Source organism: Streptomyces sp. NPDC086023, assembly GCF_044540325.1.
Taxonomy (GTDB): domain Bacteria; phylum Actinomycetota; class Actinomycetes; order Streptomycetales; family Streptomycetaceae; genus Streptomyces.
In genome coordinates this window covers 265258-281617 of the sequence record NZ_JBITRX010000008.1, presented here as the reverse complement: position 1 = coordinate 281617, position 16360 = coordinate 265258, and the positions used below count along the sequence as shown (strand labels likewise).

14 protein-coding genes are annotated in these 16360 nt (G+C 75.1%); 11 read left to right on the top strand and 3 right to left on the bottom strand.

Annotated features, from left to right (window positions below):
- The first annotated feature begins 68 nt into the window (after nucleotides 1-68).
- Nucleotides 69-1388 carry a haloacid dehalogenase-like hydrolase gene (locus ACIF6F_RS18520; protein WP_399947727.1) on the top strand — a complete coding sequence of 440 codons (1320 nt, stop codon included), beginning with the start codon at nucleotides 69-71 and terminating at the stop codon, nucleotides 1386-1388.
- 50 nt (nucleotides 1389-1438) lie between these two features.
- On the opposite strand, the gene ACIF6F_RS18515 is transcribed toward ACIF6F_RS18520, so the two are convergent.
- A complete protein-coding gene (locus ACIF6F_RS18515; protein WP_399947725.1) occupies nucleotides 1439-2416 on the bottom strand; it encodes an NAD(P)/FAD-dependent oxidoreductase in 978 nt (325 codons plus the stop codon).
- Between the two features lie 103 nt (nucleotides 2417-2519).
- Entirely contained in the window at nucleotides 2520-3722 is a 1203-nt protein-coding gene (locus ACIF6F_RS18510; protein WP_399947854.1) for an amino acid deaminase/aldolase, read from the bottom strand.
- Between the two features lie 124 nt (nucleotides 3723-3846).
- Here ACIF6F_RS18510 and ACIF6F_RS18505 point away from each other — a divergent pair, with 124 nt between their 5' ends.
- The 3 genes from ACIF6F_RS18505 to ACIF6F_RS18495 all read left to right on the top strand — a co-directional run bounded on the left by ACIF6F_RS18505 (nucleotide 3847) and on the right by ACIF6F_RS18495 (nucleotide 7770).
- Nucleotides 3847-4665 (top strand): hypothetical protein, encoded by an 819-nt coding sequence (locus tag ACIF6F_RS18505; RefSeq protein ID WP_399947723.1) that lies wholly within the window; start codon nucleotides 3847-3849, stop codon nucleotides 4663-4665.
- A 1178-nt stretch (nucleotides 4666-5843) separates the two neighbouring features.
- Nucleotides 5844-7004 carry a type VII secretion-associated serine protease mycosin gene (gene mycP / locus ACIF6F_RS18500; protein ID WP_399947722.1) on the top strand — a complete coding sequence of 387 codons (1161 nt, stop codon included), beginning with the start codon at nucleotides 5844-5846 and terminating at the stop codon, nucleotides 7002-7004.
- Between the two features lie 22 nt (nucleotides 7005-7026).
- Nucleotides 7027-7770 carry an SseB family protein gene (locus ACIF6F_RS18495; protein WP_399947720.1) on the top strand — a complete coding sequence of 248 codons (744 nt, stop codon included), beginning with the start codon at nucleotides 7027-7029 and terminating at the stop codon, nucleotides 7768-7770.
- A gap of 130 nt (nucleotides 7771-7900) precedes the next feature.
- On the opposite strand, the gene ACIF6F_RS18490 is transcribed toward ACIF6F_RS18495, so the two are convergent.
- The gene (locus ACIF6F_RS18490; RefSeq protein WP_399947718.1) at nucleotides 7901-8287 is read right to left on the bottom strand and encodes a DUF1844 domain-containing protein; all 387 of its coding nucleotides are present in this window, start codon (nucleotides 8285-8287) and stop codon (nucleotides 7901-7903) included.
- A 420-nt stretch (nucleotides 8288-8707) separates the two neighbouring features.
- Between ACIF6F_RS18490 and infC the strand changes: the two genes are divergently transcribed.
- From infC to pheT, 7 genes are all read left to right on the top strand, one after another.
- Complete coding sequence (infC, locus tag ACIF6F_RS18485) at nucleotides 8708-9382, top strand: translation initiation factor IF-3 (RefSeq protein WP_399947852.1); 675 nt, start codon at nucleotides 8708-8710, stop codon at nucleotides 9380-9382.
- 103 nt (nucleotides 9383-9485) lie between these two features.
- Complete coding sequence (gene rpmI, locus ACIF6F_RS18480; RefSeq protein WP_030192941.1) at nucleotides 9486-9680, top strand: 50S ribosomal protein L35; 195 nt, start codon at nucleotides 9486-9488, stop codon at nucleotides 9678-9680.
- A 105-nt stretch (nucleotides 9681-9785) separates the two neighbouring features.
- A complete protein-coding gene (rplT, locus tag ACIF6F_RS18475; protein ID WP_043227974.1) occupies nucleotides 9786-10172 on the top strand; it encodes a 50S ribosomal protein L20 in 387 nt (128 codons plus the stop codon).
- A gap of 168 nt (nucleotides 10173-10340) precedes the next feature.
- Complete coding sequence (locus ACIF6F_RS18470) at nucleotides 10341-11198, top strand: TrmH family RNA methyltransferase (RefSeq protein ID WP_399947716.1); 858 nt, start codon at nucleotides 10341-10343, stop codon at nucleotides 11196-11198.
- A gap of 55 nt (nucleotides 11199-11253) precedes the next feature.
- Nucleotides 11254-12438: an ATP-binding protein gene (locus ACIF6F_RS18465; RefSeq protein ID WP_399947714.1), complete on the top strand. Its 1185-nt coding sequence runs from the start codon at nucleotides 11254-11256 to the stop codon at nucleotides 12436-12438.
- 148 nt (nucleotides 12439-12586) lie between these two features.
- A complete protein-coding gene (gene pheS, locus ACIF6F_RS18460; protein ID WP_399947712.1) occupies nucleotides 12587-13714 on the top strand; it encodes a phenylalanine--tRNA ligase subunit alpha in 1128 nt (375 codons plus the stop codon).
- Nucleotides 13714-16242 carry a phenylalanine--tRNA ligase subunit beta gene (gene pheT / locus ACIF6F_RS18455; RefSeq protein WP_399947710.1) on the top strand — a complete coding sequence of 843 codons (2529 nt, stop codon included), beginning with the start codon at nucleotides 13714-13716 and terminating at the stop codon, nucleotides 16240-16242. The genes pheS and pheT overlap by 1 nt, the downstream gene beginning before the upstream one ends.
- Nucleotides 16243-16360 lie beyond the last annotated feature (118 nt).

Here is a 16360-nt window from a genome sequence, read left to right as displayed (position 1 = left end):
CGTCGCACGACGCCCGGCTGTCCTGCTCCACCGTCCGCGACGACCCTCGTACGACAGGAGTGACCCGAGTGACCCGAGTGACCCGAGTGACCAGAGCCGGCGGCCGTCGCCTCCCGGCCGCGGCGGCCGCCGTCGCGCTCGCCGCGGGCGGCCTCGCCGCCGCCACCCCCGCCCAGGCCGGCCCGCCGGCCCCGCAGGGCGGGGCGCACTGCCCCCGGCTGACCGTCACCGAGGGCTGGTACGGGCAGAACCGGGCCCGCCTCCAGGAACTCATCGACACCTACGGCACGTGCGCCCCCTACCGACCGGGCCGGACGCGGCCCGTGGCCGTCTTCGACTGGGACAACACCGTCGTCAAGAACGACGTCGGCGACGCGACCTTCTTCTGGCTGCTGCGCAACGGCAAGGTGCGCCAGCCCGCCGGGCGGGACTGGAGCACCACCAGCCGCCACCTCACCCCGGCCGCCGCCCGCGCCCTCTCGGCGGCCTGCGACCCCCTCGCCGAGCCGGGCCGGCCGCTGCCCACCGGCACCCCGGGCGGCACCCGCTGCGCCGACGAGCTGAACGCCGTCTACGGCACCGCCGCCACCACCACGGCCGAGCCGGCCTTCGCCGGCTGGAACCGGCGGACCACCGAGCCCGGGTACGCCTGGCTCGCCCAGCTCACGCAGGGCTGGACCCCCGCGCAGATACGTTCCTTCGCCGCGGCGGCCCGCACCGAGAACCTGGCCGCGCCCATCGGCGCCAGGCAGCAGGTGGGCAGCACCACCGCCACCGGCTGGGTCCGCTACTACGACCAGCAGAAGGACCTGATCGGCACCCTCCGGCGGGCCGGGTTCGACGTGTGGATCAGCTCTGCCTCCCCGCAGCCCGTGGTCGAGGCCTGGGCCGGGGAAGCGGGCATCGCACCGGACCGGGTGATCGGCATCCGCAATGTCACACGTCACGGTGTACTCACCCCGCGCCTCCAGGGCTGCGGGAGCGTCGCCGACGGGGCCGACACGATGATCACGTACATCGACGGCAAGCGGTGCTGGATCAACAAGGTCGTCTACGGCGTGCGGGGCGCCGCCGCCGAGAGGGTCCTGCCGGCGGCGCGGCGCCAGGTCTTCGCCGCGGGCGACTCCGACACCGACGTGACGTTCCTCCGGGACGCCACGGCCCTCCGGCTGGTCGTCAACCGGAACAAGAACGAACTGATGTGCCGCGCCTACGACAACAGCGACGGCAGGTGGCTGGTCAACCCGATGTTCATCGAGCCGAAGAAGCAGAAGACCGGCCCCTACCCGTGCGCCACCACCGGCTACACCGGCCCCGACGGCACCCCGGGCGCCGTCCTGCGCGGCGACGGCAGCGTCGTCCCGGACCAGCAGGACACCGTCTTCTAGGGCCCCCCACGGCGGGCCGCGCCCCTCGGCCGATCCGCGGGGGCCCGGACTCAGATCCCGCGGAGCGCGCGCCGGGCGGCCACAGCCCGGCGCGTGTCGTCCGCCACCAGGTCGCCGTTGATCTGCGCGGCCGCCCAGGCACCCGCCGCGGCGGCCGCGCCCACCTGGGCCGACGGGTCGGTGACGTTGCCCGCCGCCCACACCCCGGGTACGTCGGTACGCCCGGCCGCGTCGACCGGCAGGTACTCGCCCGCCCCGCTCGGATGCTGCGCGGGCCGCAGCCCGAGCCCGGCCAGGAACCCGGCGCGCAGCACCGCCCGCGGCTGGACCGCCAGCACCTCGCGCGCGACCCGCGTCCCGTCGGCCAGTGCCACCCCCACCAGCCGGTCCGCCTCCGTCTCCACGGCCGTCACCGCGCCCTCCACCACCACGACGTCACGAGCGGCCAGCTGCTCCGCCTCCTCGGCCGTCGGCTCCGGCGCCGTGTGCCGGAAGAGGGTCACGTCCGCACTCCACTGCCGGAACAGCAGCGCCTGGTGCACCGCCATCGGCCCGGAACCCAGCACGCCGACCGCCCGGTCCCGCACCTCCCACCCGTGGCAGTACGGGCAGTGCACCACGTCCCGGCCCCAGCGCTCCCGCAGCCCCGGGACCTCGGGCAGCACGTCCACCAGCCCGGAGGCCACCAGCAGCCGCCGCGCCCCCACCCCCCGGCCGTCCGCCAGCGCCACCCCGAAGGCGGTGCCGTCCGGCGCGCCCCGGCGGGTGACGCCGGTGACCTCGCCGGTGACGACCAGGCCGCCGTACCCGCGCACCTCCTCCCGCCCGCGCGCGGTCAGCACCGCCGGGGCAGTCCCCTCGCGGCCCAGCAGGCCGTGCACGGCGTCGGCCGGGGCGTTGCGCGGCGCGCCCGCGTCCACCACCAGCACCGACCGCCTGGCCCTGGCCAGCGTCAGCGCGCCGCTCAGCCCCGCTGCGCCACCGCCGACGACCACCACGTCGTACGCGTCCTCCACCTGCTCGGCCACCGTGACCACCTCCTCGCGGCCACCCTCCGCCGCGGCGCCGGAAACGGCAAACCCCGTTGCCGAACCGGCAACGGGGCTCGCGGGGGACGCCCCGGCGGCGGGCCTACAGGAAGGTCTTCCCCTCGCCCCGGTACGTCGGCACCGTGGCCGTCACCCGGTCGCCCTCGACCAGGTGCAGCGCATCGAACCGCTCGCACAGCTCACCCGCCTTGGCGTGCCGGAACCACACCCGGTCCCCGATCAGCAGGTCGTCCGCCGGCGCCCCCAGCAGCGGGGTCTGCACCTCGCCCGCCCCCTCCTGGGGGTCGTACCGCAGGCCCTCCGGCAGGTACGGCACCGGCAGCCGGTCCGCGCCCGCCGCGCCCGAGGCCGGGTAGCCGCCGCCGAGCACCGTCACCACGCCCACCCCGGGCCGGCGCACCACGGGCTGCGCGAACAGCGCGGCCGGGCGGCCCGAGAACGAGGTGTAGTTGTCGAACAGCCGCGGCACGTACAGCCCGGAACCGGCCGCGATCTCCGTCACCGCGTCCTCGGCCGCCGTGGTCTGCACGCTGCCCGTCCCGCCGCCGTTGACGAACTCCAGGTCCGGCGCCACCGCCCGGACCGCCCGCACCGTCTCGGCCCGCCGCGCCGCCAGCTCCCGGCGCGCCGCGGCCTGCATCAGCCGGATCGCGCGGGAGCGCAGCGGACGGCCCGCCACCGCGTCCCCGACACCGGCGACGTGCCCCTCGTACGCCATCAGGCCGACCAGCCGGAAGCCGGGGCGGCGGGCGATCTGCCGGGCCAGACCGGCGAGCTGGGCCGGCTCGCGCAGCGGCGAGCGGCGCGCACCGACGCGTACGCGCCCCCCGAACAGGTGAAGCGCGGTGTCGAGCTCCAGGCACACCCGGATCTCCTCGCGCCCGCCCGCCCGGGCCGCGTCGACCAGGTCCAGCTGCGCCGGGTCGTCGACCATCACCGTGACCGCCGCGGCCAGCTTCGCGTCGCCCGCCAGCTCCGCGAAGCCGGCCCGGTCCGCCGACGGGTACGCCAGCAGCACGTCCTCGAACCCCGAACGCGCCAGCCACAGCGACTCCGCCAGCGTGTACGACATGATCCCGGCGAACCCGTCGCGGGCCAGCACCCGCTCCAGCAGCGCCCGGCAGCGCACCGACTTCGACGCCACCCGCACCGGCTTGCCGCCGGCCCGGCGCACCAGGTCGTCCGCGTTGGCGTCGAAGGCCGCCAGATCGACGATCGCGAGCGGCGCGTCCAGGTGCGCGGTGGCCCGGTCGTAGCGGGCCCGGTCAGCGGCGGGTGAGGTCACCGGAGTCGTCATGGGCGCAGCTTGCCAGACCGGATTACCCGGGGGTAGGGGAATGATCGAGCCCGTAGAGTACGGCCAGTGCGCGCGGGCGGCGCGCCGTCGAGCGGGGGGTGTGCGAAGCCGTATGGCCGTCGAACCGGACCTGGCGGACCTGCCGGAGCGGCCGGGCGTGCCGAGGATGCCGGGCGGGCCTGCTCCGATCGGGATGCCGGACGCGCCGGGCGTGCCGGGTTCCGGACGGCGGCCCCGGGGCGGCGTGGCCGCGGCCGTGTGCGGCGTGCTCGGGGTCGGACTGATCGGCGGCGCCGTCGCGGGCACCTGGCTGCTCGGCCGGGCCGAGGCCGTGCCGCCGGTGGACGCCGCGTACCGCAAGGCCGCCGTGCTCTGGCGGTCGGCGGCCGTCGACACCCTCTTCCCGCCCGTCCTCGTGGGCGACGGCGCCGGGCCCGGCGGCGCGGACCGGCGCTGGACGCGGATCGCGGTGGACCCGGACACCCGGTGCGAGACCTGGACCCGGGTGCTGGCCCCCGCGGGCTGCGACCGGGAGCTGCGGGCCACCTACACCGACGCCACGCGCAGCTCCGTGATCGGCGTCGGCCTGGTCTTCACGCCCGCCGACGCGGCGACGATGGGCGCACTGCGGAACCGGCTCGGCACCCGGCCGCCGCTGCCGCCCGCGTACGGGCTCGCCGACCGGCAGCGCGCGGGCTGGACGGTGTCCGTGCTGACCGACGCGCCCGTGGTCGTCTACGCGGTGTCCGGCTTCGCCGACGGCCGCCCGGTCCCGACGCCGGCCCCGGCCGCCGAAGCGATGTCCCCGGACGACACCGGCGCCGTCGCCCAGGCGGGCCTCGGCCACGAGGCGAAGGCGGTCGCGGACCGCCTGGAACGCGCCCTCCGCCGGGACGCTGCGCGGCTGGCGGGGACGGGGGGTGCGCGGTGAGCGGGGGCAGCGGTACGAGGACGAGTGCGGGCGCGGCCCCCGCCGGGGAACTGCGCACCGGCGCGGGCCCGGATGCCGGTCCGGCTGCGGGCCGGGCGGCCGAAGTGGCTGCGGCCGGGGCCCCGGGTACGGGTGCGGCCGCGGGTGCGGGCCCGGCTGCGGCCGCGGGCCCGGATGCCGGCGCGGTTGCGGGCCTGGACGCAGGCGCGGTTGCGGGCCTGGACGCCGGCGCGGCAGCGGCCGCGGGCGAGGCTGTTGATGCGGCTCCGAACCGGGGTACGGCTGCGGGTGCGGGCCCGGCTGCGGGTGGCGGCGCCCTGCGGGGCTGGTCCCCTACCCGCCCTTCCACCGTTCCCCGGGGCCCCGCCCCGGACCCCGGGGCTTCGGCCCCGACTCCGCGGCGCGCGACGCCGGCACCCTGGGCCTCCGTCCAGGGCCGGCTGGGCTCTTCCCCGGCTGCCGGGGCTTCGGCCTTGACCCCGTGGCGTGTGGCGCCGGGGTCCGGGGGTTCCGCCCAGGGCTGGTTGGGCCCCGTCTCGGCTTCCGGGGCCGCGGCCCCGGCCTCGCGGCGCGCGACGCCGGCACCCGGAGGTTCCGTCCAGAGTCGGTTGGGCTCTTCCCCGGCACCCGGGGGTTCCGCCCCCGACCCCGGGGCTTCGGCCCCGACTCCGTGGCGCGGGACGCCGGCACCCTGGGCCTTTGTCCAGGGCTGGTGGGGCTCTGTCCTGGCTCCCGGGGCTGTGGTCCCGACTGCGTGGCGTGTGGCGCCAGCTCCCTGGGGGTCCGCCCTGGCCCCCGGGACTTCGGCCCCGGCCCCGCGGGGTGTGACGCCGGATTCGCTGGGCTGGGCCCCGGCCCGCCTGGGTACCGCGCCGGGCGTCGTCGGTTCCGGCCCTGCCGTTCGGGCCTCGGCCTCCGGGCCGCGGCACGGCGGCCCCGATGCTTCCGGCTGCGCCTCGGCCGTCCGGACCGGCGTTCCCGAGCCGTCGGCGCCGGCGACGGTCGGGCGGGCTTCGCTTCCCGGGGCGCCCGGTGCCGCCTCCGGTCACCCCCGCGTTGCCCCCGGCCCCGTGCACTCCGCGCCGGAGGCGGGGGGCGCGGGGCATGCCCCGGTCCGGGAACGGGCGGGACGCGCGAGCGGCTCCGGGCAGGACGGGCGCGGAGCGTGGCGGCGCGGGGTGCTGCCGAGGCGCGGGGCCGTCCTCGCCTTCGGCCTCGCGGTCGCGCTCGGGTCCGGGAGCGGGACCGCCCGGGCCGACGGGATCCGGGACCGGGAGTGGGGGCTGAACGCGCTGCACGCGGAGCGGGCCTGGGAGACCACGCGCGGGCAGGGCGTCACCGTCGCCGTGCTCGACACCGGGGTCGACGGCAGCCACCCCGACCTGCGCGGCGCCGTGGTGCCCGGCACCGACCTCATCGGCTTCGGCGCGCAGCGCGGCCAGCGCTCCTGGGCCCGCCACGGCACCGCCATGGCCGGCATCATCGCGGGCCGCGGCCACGGCACCGGCCGCCGGCAGGGCGTACTCGGCATCGCGCCCGAGGCCGACATCCTGCCCGTACGCGTGATCCTGGAGGAGGGCGACCCGGGCCGGGAGAAGGCCCGGGCCGACAAGGGCGGTGCGCTCGCCCAGGGCATCCGCTGGGCCGCCGACCACGGCGCCGACGTCATCAACCTCTCCCTCGGCGACGACAGCGAGTCCGCCCACCACGAGGCCGCCGAGGACGAGGCCGTCCAGTACGCCCTCGCCAAGGGCGTCGTGGTCGTCGCCTCCGCGGGCAACGGCGGCGAGCAGGGCGACCGCGCCTCGTACCCCGCCGCCTACCCCGGCGTGATCGCCGTCACGGCCGTCGACCGCGACGGCACCAGGGCCCCCTTCTCCACCCGCCGCTGGTACGCCACCGTCAGCGCCCCCGGCGTCGACATCGTGATCGCCGACCCCGACCGCAGCTACTACGAGGGCTGGGGCACCAGCGCGGCCGCCGCCTGGGTCTCCGGCACCGTCGCCCTGGTCCGCGCCGCCCACCCCGACCTCAGCCCCGCCCAGATCAAGCGGCTGCTGGCGGACACCGCCCGCAACGGCCCCGCCGGCGGCCGGGACGACGCCCGCGGCCACGGCCTGGTCGACCCCGCCGCCGCGCTCGCCGCCGCGGAGGACCTCACCCCCGAGCCCGCGGTCCCGGTGCCGTCCCGGTTCCCCGCCGCCCACTTCGGGCCGGGACCGGACCCGGCCCGCCCGCCGGAGCCGCGCGGCCGGCTCGTCGCCCCTGCCGCGGCGGCCGCCGGAGCGGCCCTGCTCGCGGCCGGCCTGGTTCTCGGGCGCCGACGGCGCGCCCGGTAGCAGGGGATAGGGTCGGGGGATTGTGGCGCACGAAAAGAACATCCCGGACCCCGGTTTCTCCGACGACGACGGCTCCGCCGACCCCCGGCTGAGCGCGGCCCTGGCCGCCTGGGCCGAGGACAGAACGGCCGAACCCCGCCTGCTGGAGGCCCTCAGGGACGCCCGCCTGCTGGTGCCCGTCGTGGCCGTGCTCGGCGAGGTGGAGACCGACCCCGAGACCGGGCTGCGCCGCGAGAAGACCAGCGACATGGCCGTGCCCACCCTCACCGCGGGCGAGCGCAGGGCCCTGCCCGCCTTCACCTCCCTCGCCTCGCTGGCCCTCTGGGACCCCAAGGCCCGGCCCGTCGCGGTGCCGCTGCACCAGGCCCTGCGCGCGGCCGCCCACGAGAAGGCCGACACCCTGGTCATCGACCTCGCCGGCCCCGTGCCCTACCAGCTCACCGGCTCCGCCCTGCTGGCCCTGGCCGAGGGGCGCACCACCGCCGACCCGCTCCGGGACCCCGCCGTCACCGAGGCGGTGCGCGCGGTGGTGGCCGCCGAGCCCGCGGTGGTACGCGCCCACCTGCTGCCCGGCGGGTCCGGGGCGGACGGCGTCCTCGCCGTGGTCCTGGACGCCCCCGCGGACGCCGTCCCGCACGCGGCCCGCCGGGTGGCCGAGGCGCTGGCGGCCGACGAGACGCTGCGGGCCCGGCTGGTGCGGGGCCTGAACCTGGCGCTGCTGCCGGCCGATGCCGCCGCGCCGGGCGAGCCGCTCTTCGCACGCTGAGAACGCACGCCGCGCGCGTTCAGAAGAACGCCGCCCACGCCGGAGCCGCCGCCCAGGCCGGCGCGCCCCACGCGCGAGAGGGGCCCGGGGAGAACCCCGGGCCCCTCTCGGTGCCGTACTGCGGGAGCGGTCAGGCGTAGACCGGGCCCGTGAACTTCTCGCCCGGGCCCTGGCCCGGCTCGTCCGGCACGATCGAGGCCTCGCGGAACGCCAGCTGGAGCGACTTCAGGCCGTCGCGCAGCGGGGCCGCGTGGAAGGAGCTGATCTCGGTGGCGCTCGCGGTGACCAGCCCGGCCAGGGCGGTGATCAGCTTGCGGGCCTCGTCCAGGTCCTTGTGCTCGGAGTCCGGCTTGTCCAGGCCCAGGTTGACCGCGGCCGCGCTCAGCAGGTGCACCGCCACCGTCGTGATCACCTCGACCGCGGGGACGTCCGCGATGTCACGGGTCAGGGTGTCGTAGTCGGGAGCCTCGGGGGACCCGGAGGCCTCGGGGGCGGGGGAGGGCGTCGCGTCAGTCATGCCTCACACGATAAGCCGGGCGGACGGAAGCGGACGACGCCCACCCGGTCCGGCCGGGGAACGCCCACCCGGTACGTCCGGCGAACACCCGGCCGCCGTCCCCGACCGGTTCCGGCCACCCGGTTCGCACCCGGGCCGTCCTCCTGCTAACCTTGTGTGACGACCGGCCGGATACGTGTGTAACCGGCCCACAAGTGGAGGCTCCGCACTCCCACCTGACCGTCCTCCGGGACGGCGGGTCACCGGTCAGGTGGCATCCATCGTTCCGTACGGACGATGGAAAGCCGCCCGAGTCTGCGCCCCGTGTGGTTCATGCGGCGGTGCTCCGGTTGTATGAGGAGCTCCCGCCTGTGTTCCGGTCGGGGCATTTTTCGTGTTCCGGCGCGGTTGGGTCGAACGACACAGACGTCACGCGGCTGTCTGCCAGGCAGCCGTTGGTGCAACCGAGGAGGATCCATCAGCACCGAGCCCCGCATCAACGACCGGATTCGCGTTCCCGAGGTGCGACTTGTCGGTCCCAGCGGCGAGCAGGTCGGGATTGTTCCGCTCGCCAAGGCGCTCGAGCTCGCGCAGGAGTACGACCTCGACCTCGTAGAGGTCGCGGCGTCCGCCAGGCCTCCGGTCTGCAAGCTCATGGACTACGGCAAGTTCAAGTACGAGTCGGCCATGAAGGCCCGTGAGGCGCGCAAGAACCAGGCGCACACGGTCATCAAGGAAATGAAGCTCCGGCCGAAGATCGACCCGCACGACTATGACACCAAGAAGGGTCACGTCGTCCGGTTCCTCAAGCAGGGCGACAAGGTCAAGATCACGATCATGTTCCGTGGTCGCGAGCAGTCCCGGCCGGAGCTCGGCTACCGACTGCTGCAGCGCCTGGCGGAGGACGTCCAGGACCTCGGTTTCGTCGAGTCGAACCCGAAGCAGGACGGCCGCAACATGATCATGGTCCTCGGTCCGCACAAGAAGAAGACCGAGGCGATGGCCGAGGCCCGCGAGGCGCAGGCCGCCCGCAAGGCCGAGCGCCAGGGTCAGCCCGCCGCGGAGTCCGCCGAGGTTCCGGCCGAGGCCTCCGCCGAGGAGACCGCCGAGGCCTGATTCCGGAGCAGCCTGCCCCGGATCAACCGACACAACATGACGCTCCCGTTCGCCGGTCCGCGAGGACCGGTGGGGGCGCCACCGACGAGGAGATAACGGCGCTATGCCGAAGAACAAGACGCACAGCGGTTCCAAGAAGCGCTTCAAGATCACCGGCTCCGGCAAGGTGCTCCGCGAGCGCGCCGGCAAGCGCCACCTGCTCGAGCACAAGTCGTCCAAGCTGACGCGTCGCCTCACCGGCAACGCCGAGATGGCCCCGGGCGACGCCGCGAAGATCAAGAAGCTTCTCGGCAAGTGACGTCAGCCGCTCCCCCTGCCGGGAGCGGAGACGTCTGGACCGGGACCCAATCGAATTTCCGGGCCGTGTGAGGACAACCACGGCCCCGCTACAAGGAGTTAACAAGTGGCACGCGTCAAGCGGGCAGTAAACGCCCACAAGAAGCGCCGGGCGATCCTCGAGGCGGCCTCCGGCTACCGCGGTCAGCGTTCGCGCCTGTACCGCAAGGCCAAGGAGCAGGTCACCCACTCGCTGGTCTACAACTACAACGACCGCAAGAAGCGCAAGGGCGACTTCCGTCAGCTGTGGATCCAGCGCATCAACGCCGCTGCCCGTCAGAACGGCATGACGTACAACCGCCTCATCCAGGGTCTGAAGGCCGCCAACATCGAGGTGGACCGCAAGATCCTCGCGGAGCTGGCCGTCAACGACTCCAACGCGTTCGCCGCGCTGGTCGAGGTCGCGCAGAAGGCCCTCCCGGCCGACGTGAACGCGCCGAAGGCCGCCGCGTAAGGCCTCGCCGGCCGCCTTACAGGCCGGCAGTCACGGACCCGCAGGCGACATGCCTGCGGGTCCGTGTGCGTTCACACGTACCGTCGCCCGGCCGTCCGGCGGGACCGGACCGCATCCCGGAACCGGCCGCCCGTCCGCCGTCGCCCCGACCAGAGAGACCGCCGCGTCATGAGCACCCCCGCCGAGCCGATCTCCCCGCGATCCCCGCGCGTGGCCGCCGCCAGGCGCCTCGCCCGGCGCAACTTCCGCACCAAGGAGCGCCGCTTCATCGCCGAGGGCCCCCAGGCCGTGCGCGAGGCCGTCGCCCACCGCGGCGAGCACGGCCCCACGCTGATCGAGCTCTTCTCGACCGCCGAGGCCGCCGAGCGGTACGCCGACATCATCGACGCGGCCCGGGACGCGGGCGCCCGCATCCACCACGCCTCCGACGAGGTGCTCGCCGAGGTCTCCCAGACCGTCACCCCGCAGGGCTTGGTCGGCGTCTGCCACTTCCTCGACTCGCCGTTCGAGGAGATCATCAAGAGCCGGCCCCGGCTGGTCGCCGTGCTCGCCCACGTCCGCGACCCCGGCAACGCCGGCACCGTGCTGCGCTGCGCCGACGCCGCGGGCGCCGACGCCGTGATCCTCACCGACGCCTCGGTCGACCTGTACAACCCCAAGTCCGTCCGGGCCTCCGTCGGCTCCCTCTTCCACCTGCCGGTCGCCGTCGGCGTCCCGGTGGAGCAGGCCGTGGCGGGCCTGCGGGAGGCGGGCGTACGCATCCTGGCCGCCGACGGCGCGGGACAGGAGGACCTGGACGCCGAGCTCGACGCCGGCACCATGGGCGGCCCCTCCGCCTGGGTCTTCGGCAACGAGGCCTGGGGCCTGCCGGAGGAGACCCGGGCCCTGGCCGACGCGGTCGTGCGGGTCCCCATCCACGGCAAGGCCGAGAGCCTGAACCTCGCCACGGCCGCCGCCGTGTGCCTGTACGCGTCCGCGCGTGCACAGCGGGCTCCCGGAGGGTGCCGCTCCGTGACCCCCAGCTAGTAATGTGACGCCCCGGGGGCCCACTGCGCTCCTCGGAGATGTGGGGTACGGGGACATGACCGTCGGGACGAACAGCTCACCGAGGGCCGCAGGGGCGGCCGGAACTCCGCCCCTGCCCGCAGCGCAGCCCGGAGACCTGCCGCCCGGCGTGCCGGGCGTCCCCGCGCAGCCCGGCCCCGCCGCCGGGGCGCTGCCCGCCGTGGACCCGGACGACCTGCCCGACGGGCTGGTCATCGCCGACGCCGCCGGCCGCGTCGTCTGCTTCAACCGGGCCGCCGCCCGCCTTACCGCCACCGACCCCGCCCGGGCCCTCGGCAGCCGCATCGAGCACGCCCTCCCGCTGGAGGACCTCGACGGCCGCCCCTGGTGGACGCTCACCGACCCGTACGGCGGCCTCGCCACCCGCCGCGGCCAGCCCGAGCGGAACCTGCTGCTGCCCGGCGGCCGGGAGGTGCTGGTCTCCGCCCGGTACGTCCGCACCCGCCCCACCGGGCCCGTCAGCAGCCTCGTGGTGAGCCTGCGCGGCACCGAGGCCCGCCGCCGCACCGAGCGCAGCCACGCCGAGCTGATCGCCACCGTGGCCCACGAGCTGCGCTCCCCGCTGACCTCGGTCAAGGGCTTCACGGCGACCCTCCTCGCCAAGTGGGAGCGGTTCACCGACGACCAGAAGCGGCTGATGCTGGAGACCGTCGACGCCGACGCCAACCGCGTCACCCGGCTGATCGCCGAGCTGCTCGACATCTCCCGGATCGACTCCGGCCGGCTGGAGGTGCGGCGCCAGCCCGTGGACATCGCGACCGCCGTCGGCCGGCACGTCCAGGCCCTCACCGCGAACGGGCAGGCCCCCGAGCGCTTCCTGGTCCGCATCGGCCGCCCGCTGCCCGACCTGTGGGCCGACCCCGACAAGATCGACCAGGTGCTCGGCAACCTGCTCGAAAATGCGGTGCGGCACGGCGAGGGAACCGTCACCATCGACGTGGCACCCGCGCACACCAAGAACGAGAAGGGGACGGCGGTCACGGTGACGGATGAGGGCCCCGGCATCCCCGAGGAGTCCATGGGCCGCGTGTTCACCCGCTTCTGGCGGGGCAGCAAGCGCGGCGGGACCGGGCTGGGCCTGTACATCGTCAAGGGGATCGTCGAGGCCCACGGCGGCACGATCACGGTCGGCCGCGGACCCGGCGGCGGCGCCGAGTTCCGATTTACCCTGCCCGTGGGCGCGCCTGCCTACCTCTCGTAACGTCCCGAGAGTCTCGCCAGGCGGCCCACGGGCTCCTCCACGCCCGCCCGCCCCGTAGACTCGTCCTTTGGCACCTTTGCGTCCCTTTGACGAACTCAACCGGTCGGAGCGGGGACCACCAGCCAGCCCATCGGAAGTACGGGAAGAGATGTCGGCACCGAACAAGTCGTACGACCCTGTCGAGGTCGAGGCACTGAAACCGGAAGAGATCGAGCGCATGCGGGACGAGGCGCTCGCCGCCTTCGCGGCCGCCGGCGACCTCGACGCACTGGCGCAGGCGAAGACCGCCCACACCGGCGGCACCTCGCCGCTCGCCCTCGCCAACCGCGAGATCGGCGCCCTGCCGCCCCAGGCCAAGGCCGAGGCGGGCAAGCGCGTGGGCCAGGCCCGCGGCGCCGTGAACAAGGCGTTCGCCGAACGCCTCGCGCAGCTGGAGGCCGAGCGCGACGAGCGCGTGCTGGTCGAGGAGGCGGTGGACGTCACGCTGCCGTACGACCGCACCCCCGCCGGCGCCCGCCACCCCCTGACGACGCTGATGGACCGCATCGCGGACGTCTTCGTCGCCATGGGCTACGAGGTGGCCGAGGGCCCCGAGGTCGAGGCGGAGTGGTTCAACTTCGACGCCCTCAACTTCACGCCCGACCACCCGGCGCGCCAGATGCAGGACACCTTCTTCGTCCAGGGCCCCAAGGGCGTCGAGGGCGACGAGTCCGGTGTCGTGCTGCGCACCCACACCTCCCCGGTGCAGGCCCGCTCGCTGCTCGACCGGGAACCGCCCGTGTACGTGGTGTGCCCGGGCCGGGTGTTCCGCACGGACGAGCTCGACGCCACGCACACCCCGGTCTTCCACCAGATCGAGCTGCTGGCCGTCGACGAGGGCCTGACCATGGCCGACCTCAAGGGCACCCTCGACCACATGGTCCAGGCGCTCTTCGGTCCGGACATGACCACCCGTCTGCGCCCGAACTTCTTCCCGTTCACCGAGCCGTCCGCCGAGATGGACATGCAGTGCTACGTGTGCCGCGGCGCCTCGGTGGGCAACCCCGACCGCCCCTGCCGCACCTGCTCCAGCGAGGGCTGGATCGAGCTGGGCGGCTGCGGCATGGTCAACCCCAAGGTGCTGACCGCCTGTGGCGTGGACCCGGAGAAGTACAGCGGCTTCGCCTTCGGGTTCGGCATCGAGCGGATGCTGATGTTCCGCCACAACGTGGAAGACATGCGAGACATGGTCGAGGGTGACGTCCGGTTCACCCGGCCGTTCGGGATGGAGATCTGATGCGGGTCCCGCTTTCTTGGCTGCGGGAGTACGTCGACCTGCCTGCGGGCGAGACCGGTCGTGACGTGCAGGCCAAGCTCATCGACGCCGGTCTTGAGGTCGAGACCGTCGAGCAGCTCGGCGCGGGCCTCAAGGGCCCCCTGGTCGTCGGTCAGGTGCTGACCATCGAGGAGCTGACGGAGTTCAAGAAGCCGATCCGCTTCTGCACCGTCGACGTCGGCCAGGCCAACGGCACCGGCGAGCCCCAGGAGATCGTCTGCGGCGCCCGCAACTTCTCCGTGGGCGACAAGGTCGTCGTGGTCCTGCCCGGCGCCGTCCTGCCCGGCGACTTCGCGATCGCCTCGCGCAAGACGTACGGCAAGACCTCCCACGGCATGATCTGCTCCGGCGACGAGCTGGGCATGGGCGACGACGGCTCCGGCGGCATCATCGTGCTGCCGCCGGAGATCGAGGTCGGCACCGACGCGATCGAGCTCCTGGAGCTCGTCGACGAGGTCCTCGACATCGCCGTCACCCCGGACCGGGGCTACTGCCTGTCCCTGCGCGGCGTGGCCCGCGAGACCGCCACCGCGTACGGCCTGCCGCTGCGCGACCCGGCGCTGCTCGACGTGCCGGCCCCGAACTCGTACGGCTACCTCGTCAAGGTCGCCGACCCGACCGGCTGCGACCGCTTCACGGCGCGCACCATCACGGGTCTCGACCCCGAGGCGAAGTCGCCGATCTGGCTCAAGCGCCGCCTGCAGAAGGCCGGCATGCGCCCGATCTCGCTGGCCGTCGACGTCACGAACTACGTGATGCTGGAGCTCGGCCAGCCGCTGCACGCCTACGACCGCTCCCGCCTGGACGGCCCCATCGGCGTCCGCCGCGCCGAGCAGGGCGAGGCGTTCACCACCCTCGACGGCGTCAAGCGCACCCTCGACGCCGAGGACCTGGTGATCACCGACAACAGCGGGCCGATCGGCCTCGCCGGTGTCATGGGCGGTGCCAACACCGAGATCGCCGACTCCGTCACCGACCCGGAGACGGGCGTCGTCACCGGCACCACGGACGTCGTGATCGAGGCCGCGCACTTCGACCCGATCACGATCTCCCGCACGGCCCGCCGCCACAAGCTGTCCTCGGAGGCGTCCAAGCGCTTCGAGCGCGGCGTGGACCCGCAGGCCGCGGCGGCCGCCGCGCAGCGGACCGTCGACCTGCTGGTGCTGCTCGCGGGCGGCACCGCCGAGGCGGGCGTGACCGAGCTGACCGCCCCGGCCGCCCCGCGCACCGTCGCGATGCGCGCGGACCACCCGGACCGGGTGGCCGGCATGGACTACGGCCGCGAGACCGTCGTACGCCGCCTCCAGGAGATCGGCTGCGACGTGTACGGCCAGGACGAGCTGGTCGTCACCGTCCCGTCGTGGCGTCCCGACCTCGCCGAGCCCAACGACCTCGCCGAGGAGGTCATCCGGCTGGAGGGCTACGCCAACCTGCCGTCGACCCTCCCGCAGGTGCCCACCGGCCGCGGTCTGACCGCCCGGCAGCAGCTGCACCGCCGGGTCGGCCGCGCGCTGGCCGGCGCCGGCTACGTCGAGGCGCTGAACTATCCCTTCATCGGCGAGGGCGTCTTCGACCAGCTCCAGCTGCCCGCGCACGACGCGAGCCGCCAGGTCGTCCGGCTGGTCAACCCGCTCTCCGACGAGGAGCCGGCGCTGCGCACCACGCTGCTGCCGGGCCTCCTCCAGGCGCTGCGCCGGAACGACAGCCGCGGCAGCCACGACCTCGCGCTCTTCGAGACCGGCCTGGTCTTCCGGGCCGGCACGGAGCCGGGCGTCGCGGTGCGGCTGCCCGTCGACCGCCGTCCCACCGCCGACGAGGTGGCCACGCTCAACGCGGCGCTGCCCGCGCAGCCGCGGCACGCCGCGGTCGTGCTGGCCGGTGCGCGCGAGCAGGCCGGCTGGTGGGGGAAGGGCCGTCCCTCGGAGTGGGCGGACGCCGTCGAGGCCGCCCGTTCCCTGGCCCGCGAGGCCGGCACCCCGCTGGTGGTCCGCCAGGGCCAGTACGGCCCCTGGCACCCGGGCCGCTGCGCCGAGCTGCTGGTCACCCTCGACGGGGTCGAGCAGGTCATCGGCCACGCCGGCGAGCTGCACCCGCGCGTGACCAAGGCGCTGGGCCTGCCGGCCCGCACCTGTGCCATGGAGATCGACCTCGACCGGCTGCAGAGGGCCGGCGGGGACGCGCTCCAGGCGCCGCGCATCTCCACCTTCCCGGTGGCCACCCAGGACGTCGCGCTGATCGTCGACTCCTCGGTCCCGGCCGCGACGGTGGAGGCCGCGCTGCGCAAGGGCGCCGGTGAACTGCTGGAGTCGCTGCGGCTGTTCGACGTGTTCACGGGCGAGCAGGTGGGCGAGGGCAAGAAGTCCCTCGCGTACGCGCTGCGCTTCCGTGCCTCGGACCGCACGCTGACGGCCGAGGAGTCCACGGCCGCCCGCGACGCCGCGGTGGCCCTGGCCGCCGAGCGCACCGGGGCGGTACTGCGCGGAGCGTAGTCGGCCGGCATATTCGCTGGTGAGGGGCGCATCCGGATTCGGATGCGCCCCTCGTGCTGGGGTTGCGGGCGGGGGTCTCACTCGTTCGGGTGAGTTCTGTCGCGCAGGGCCTTGAGGG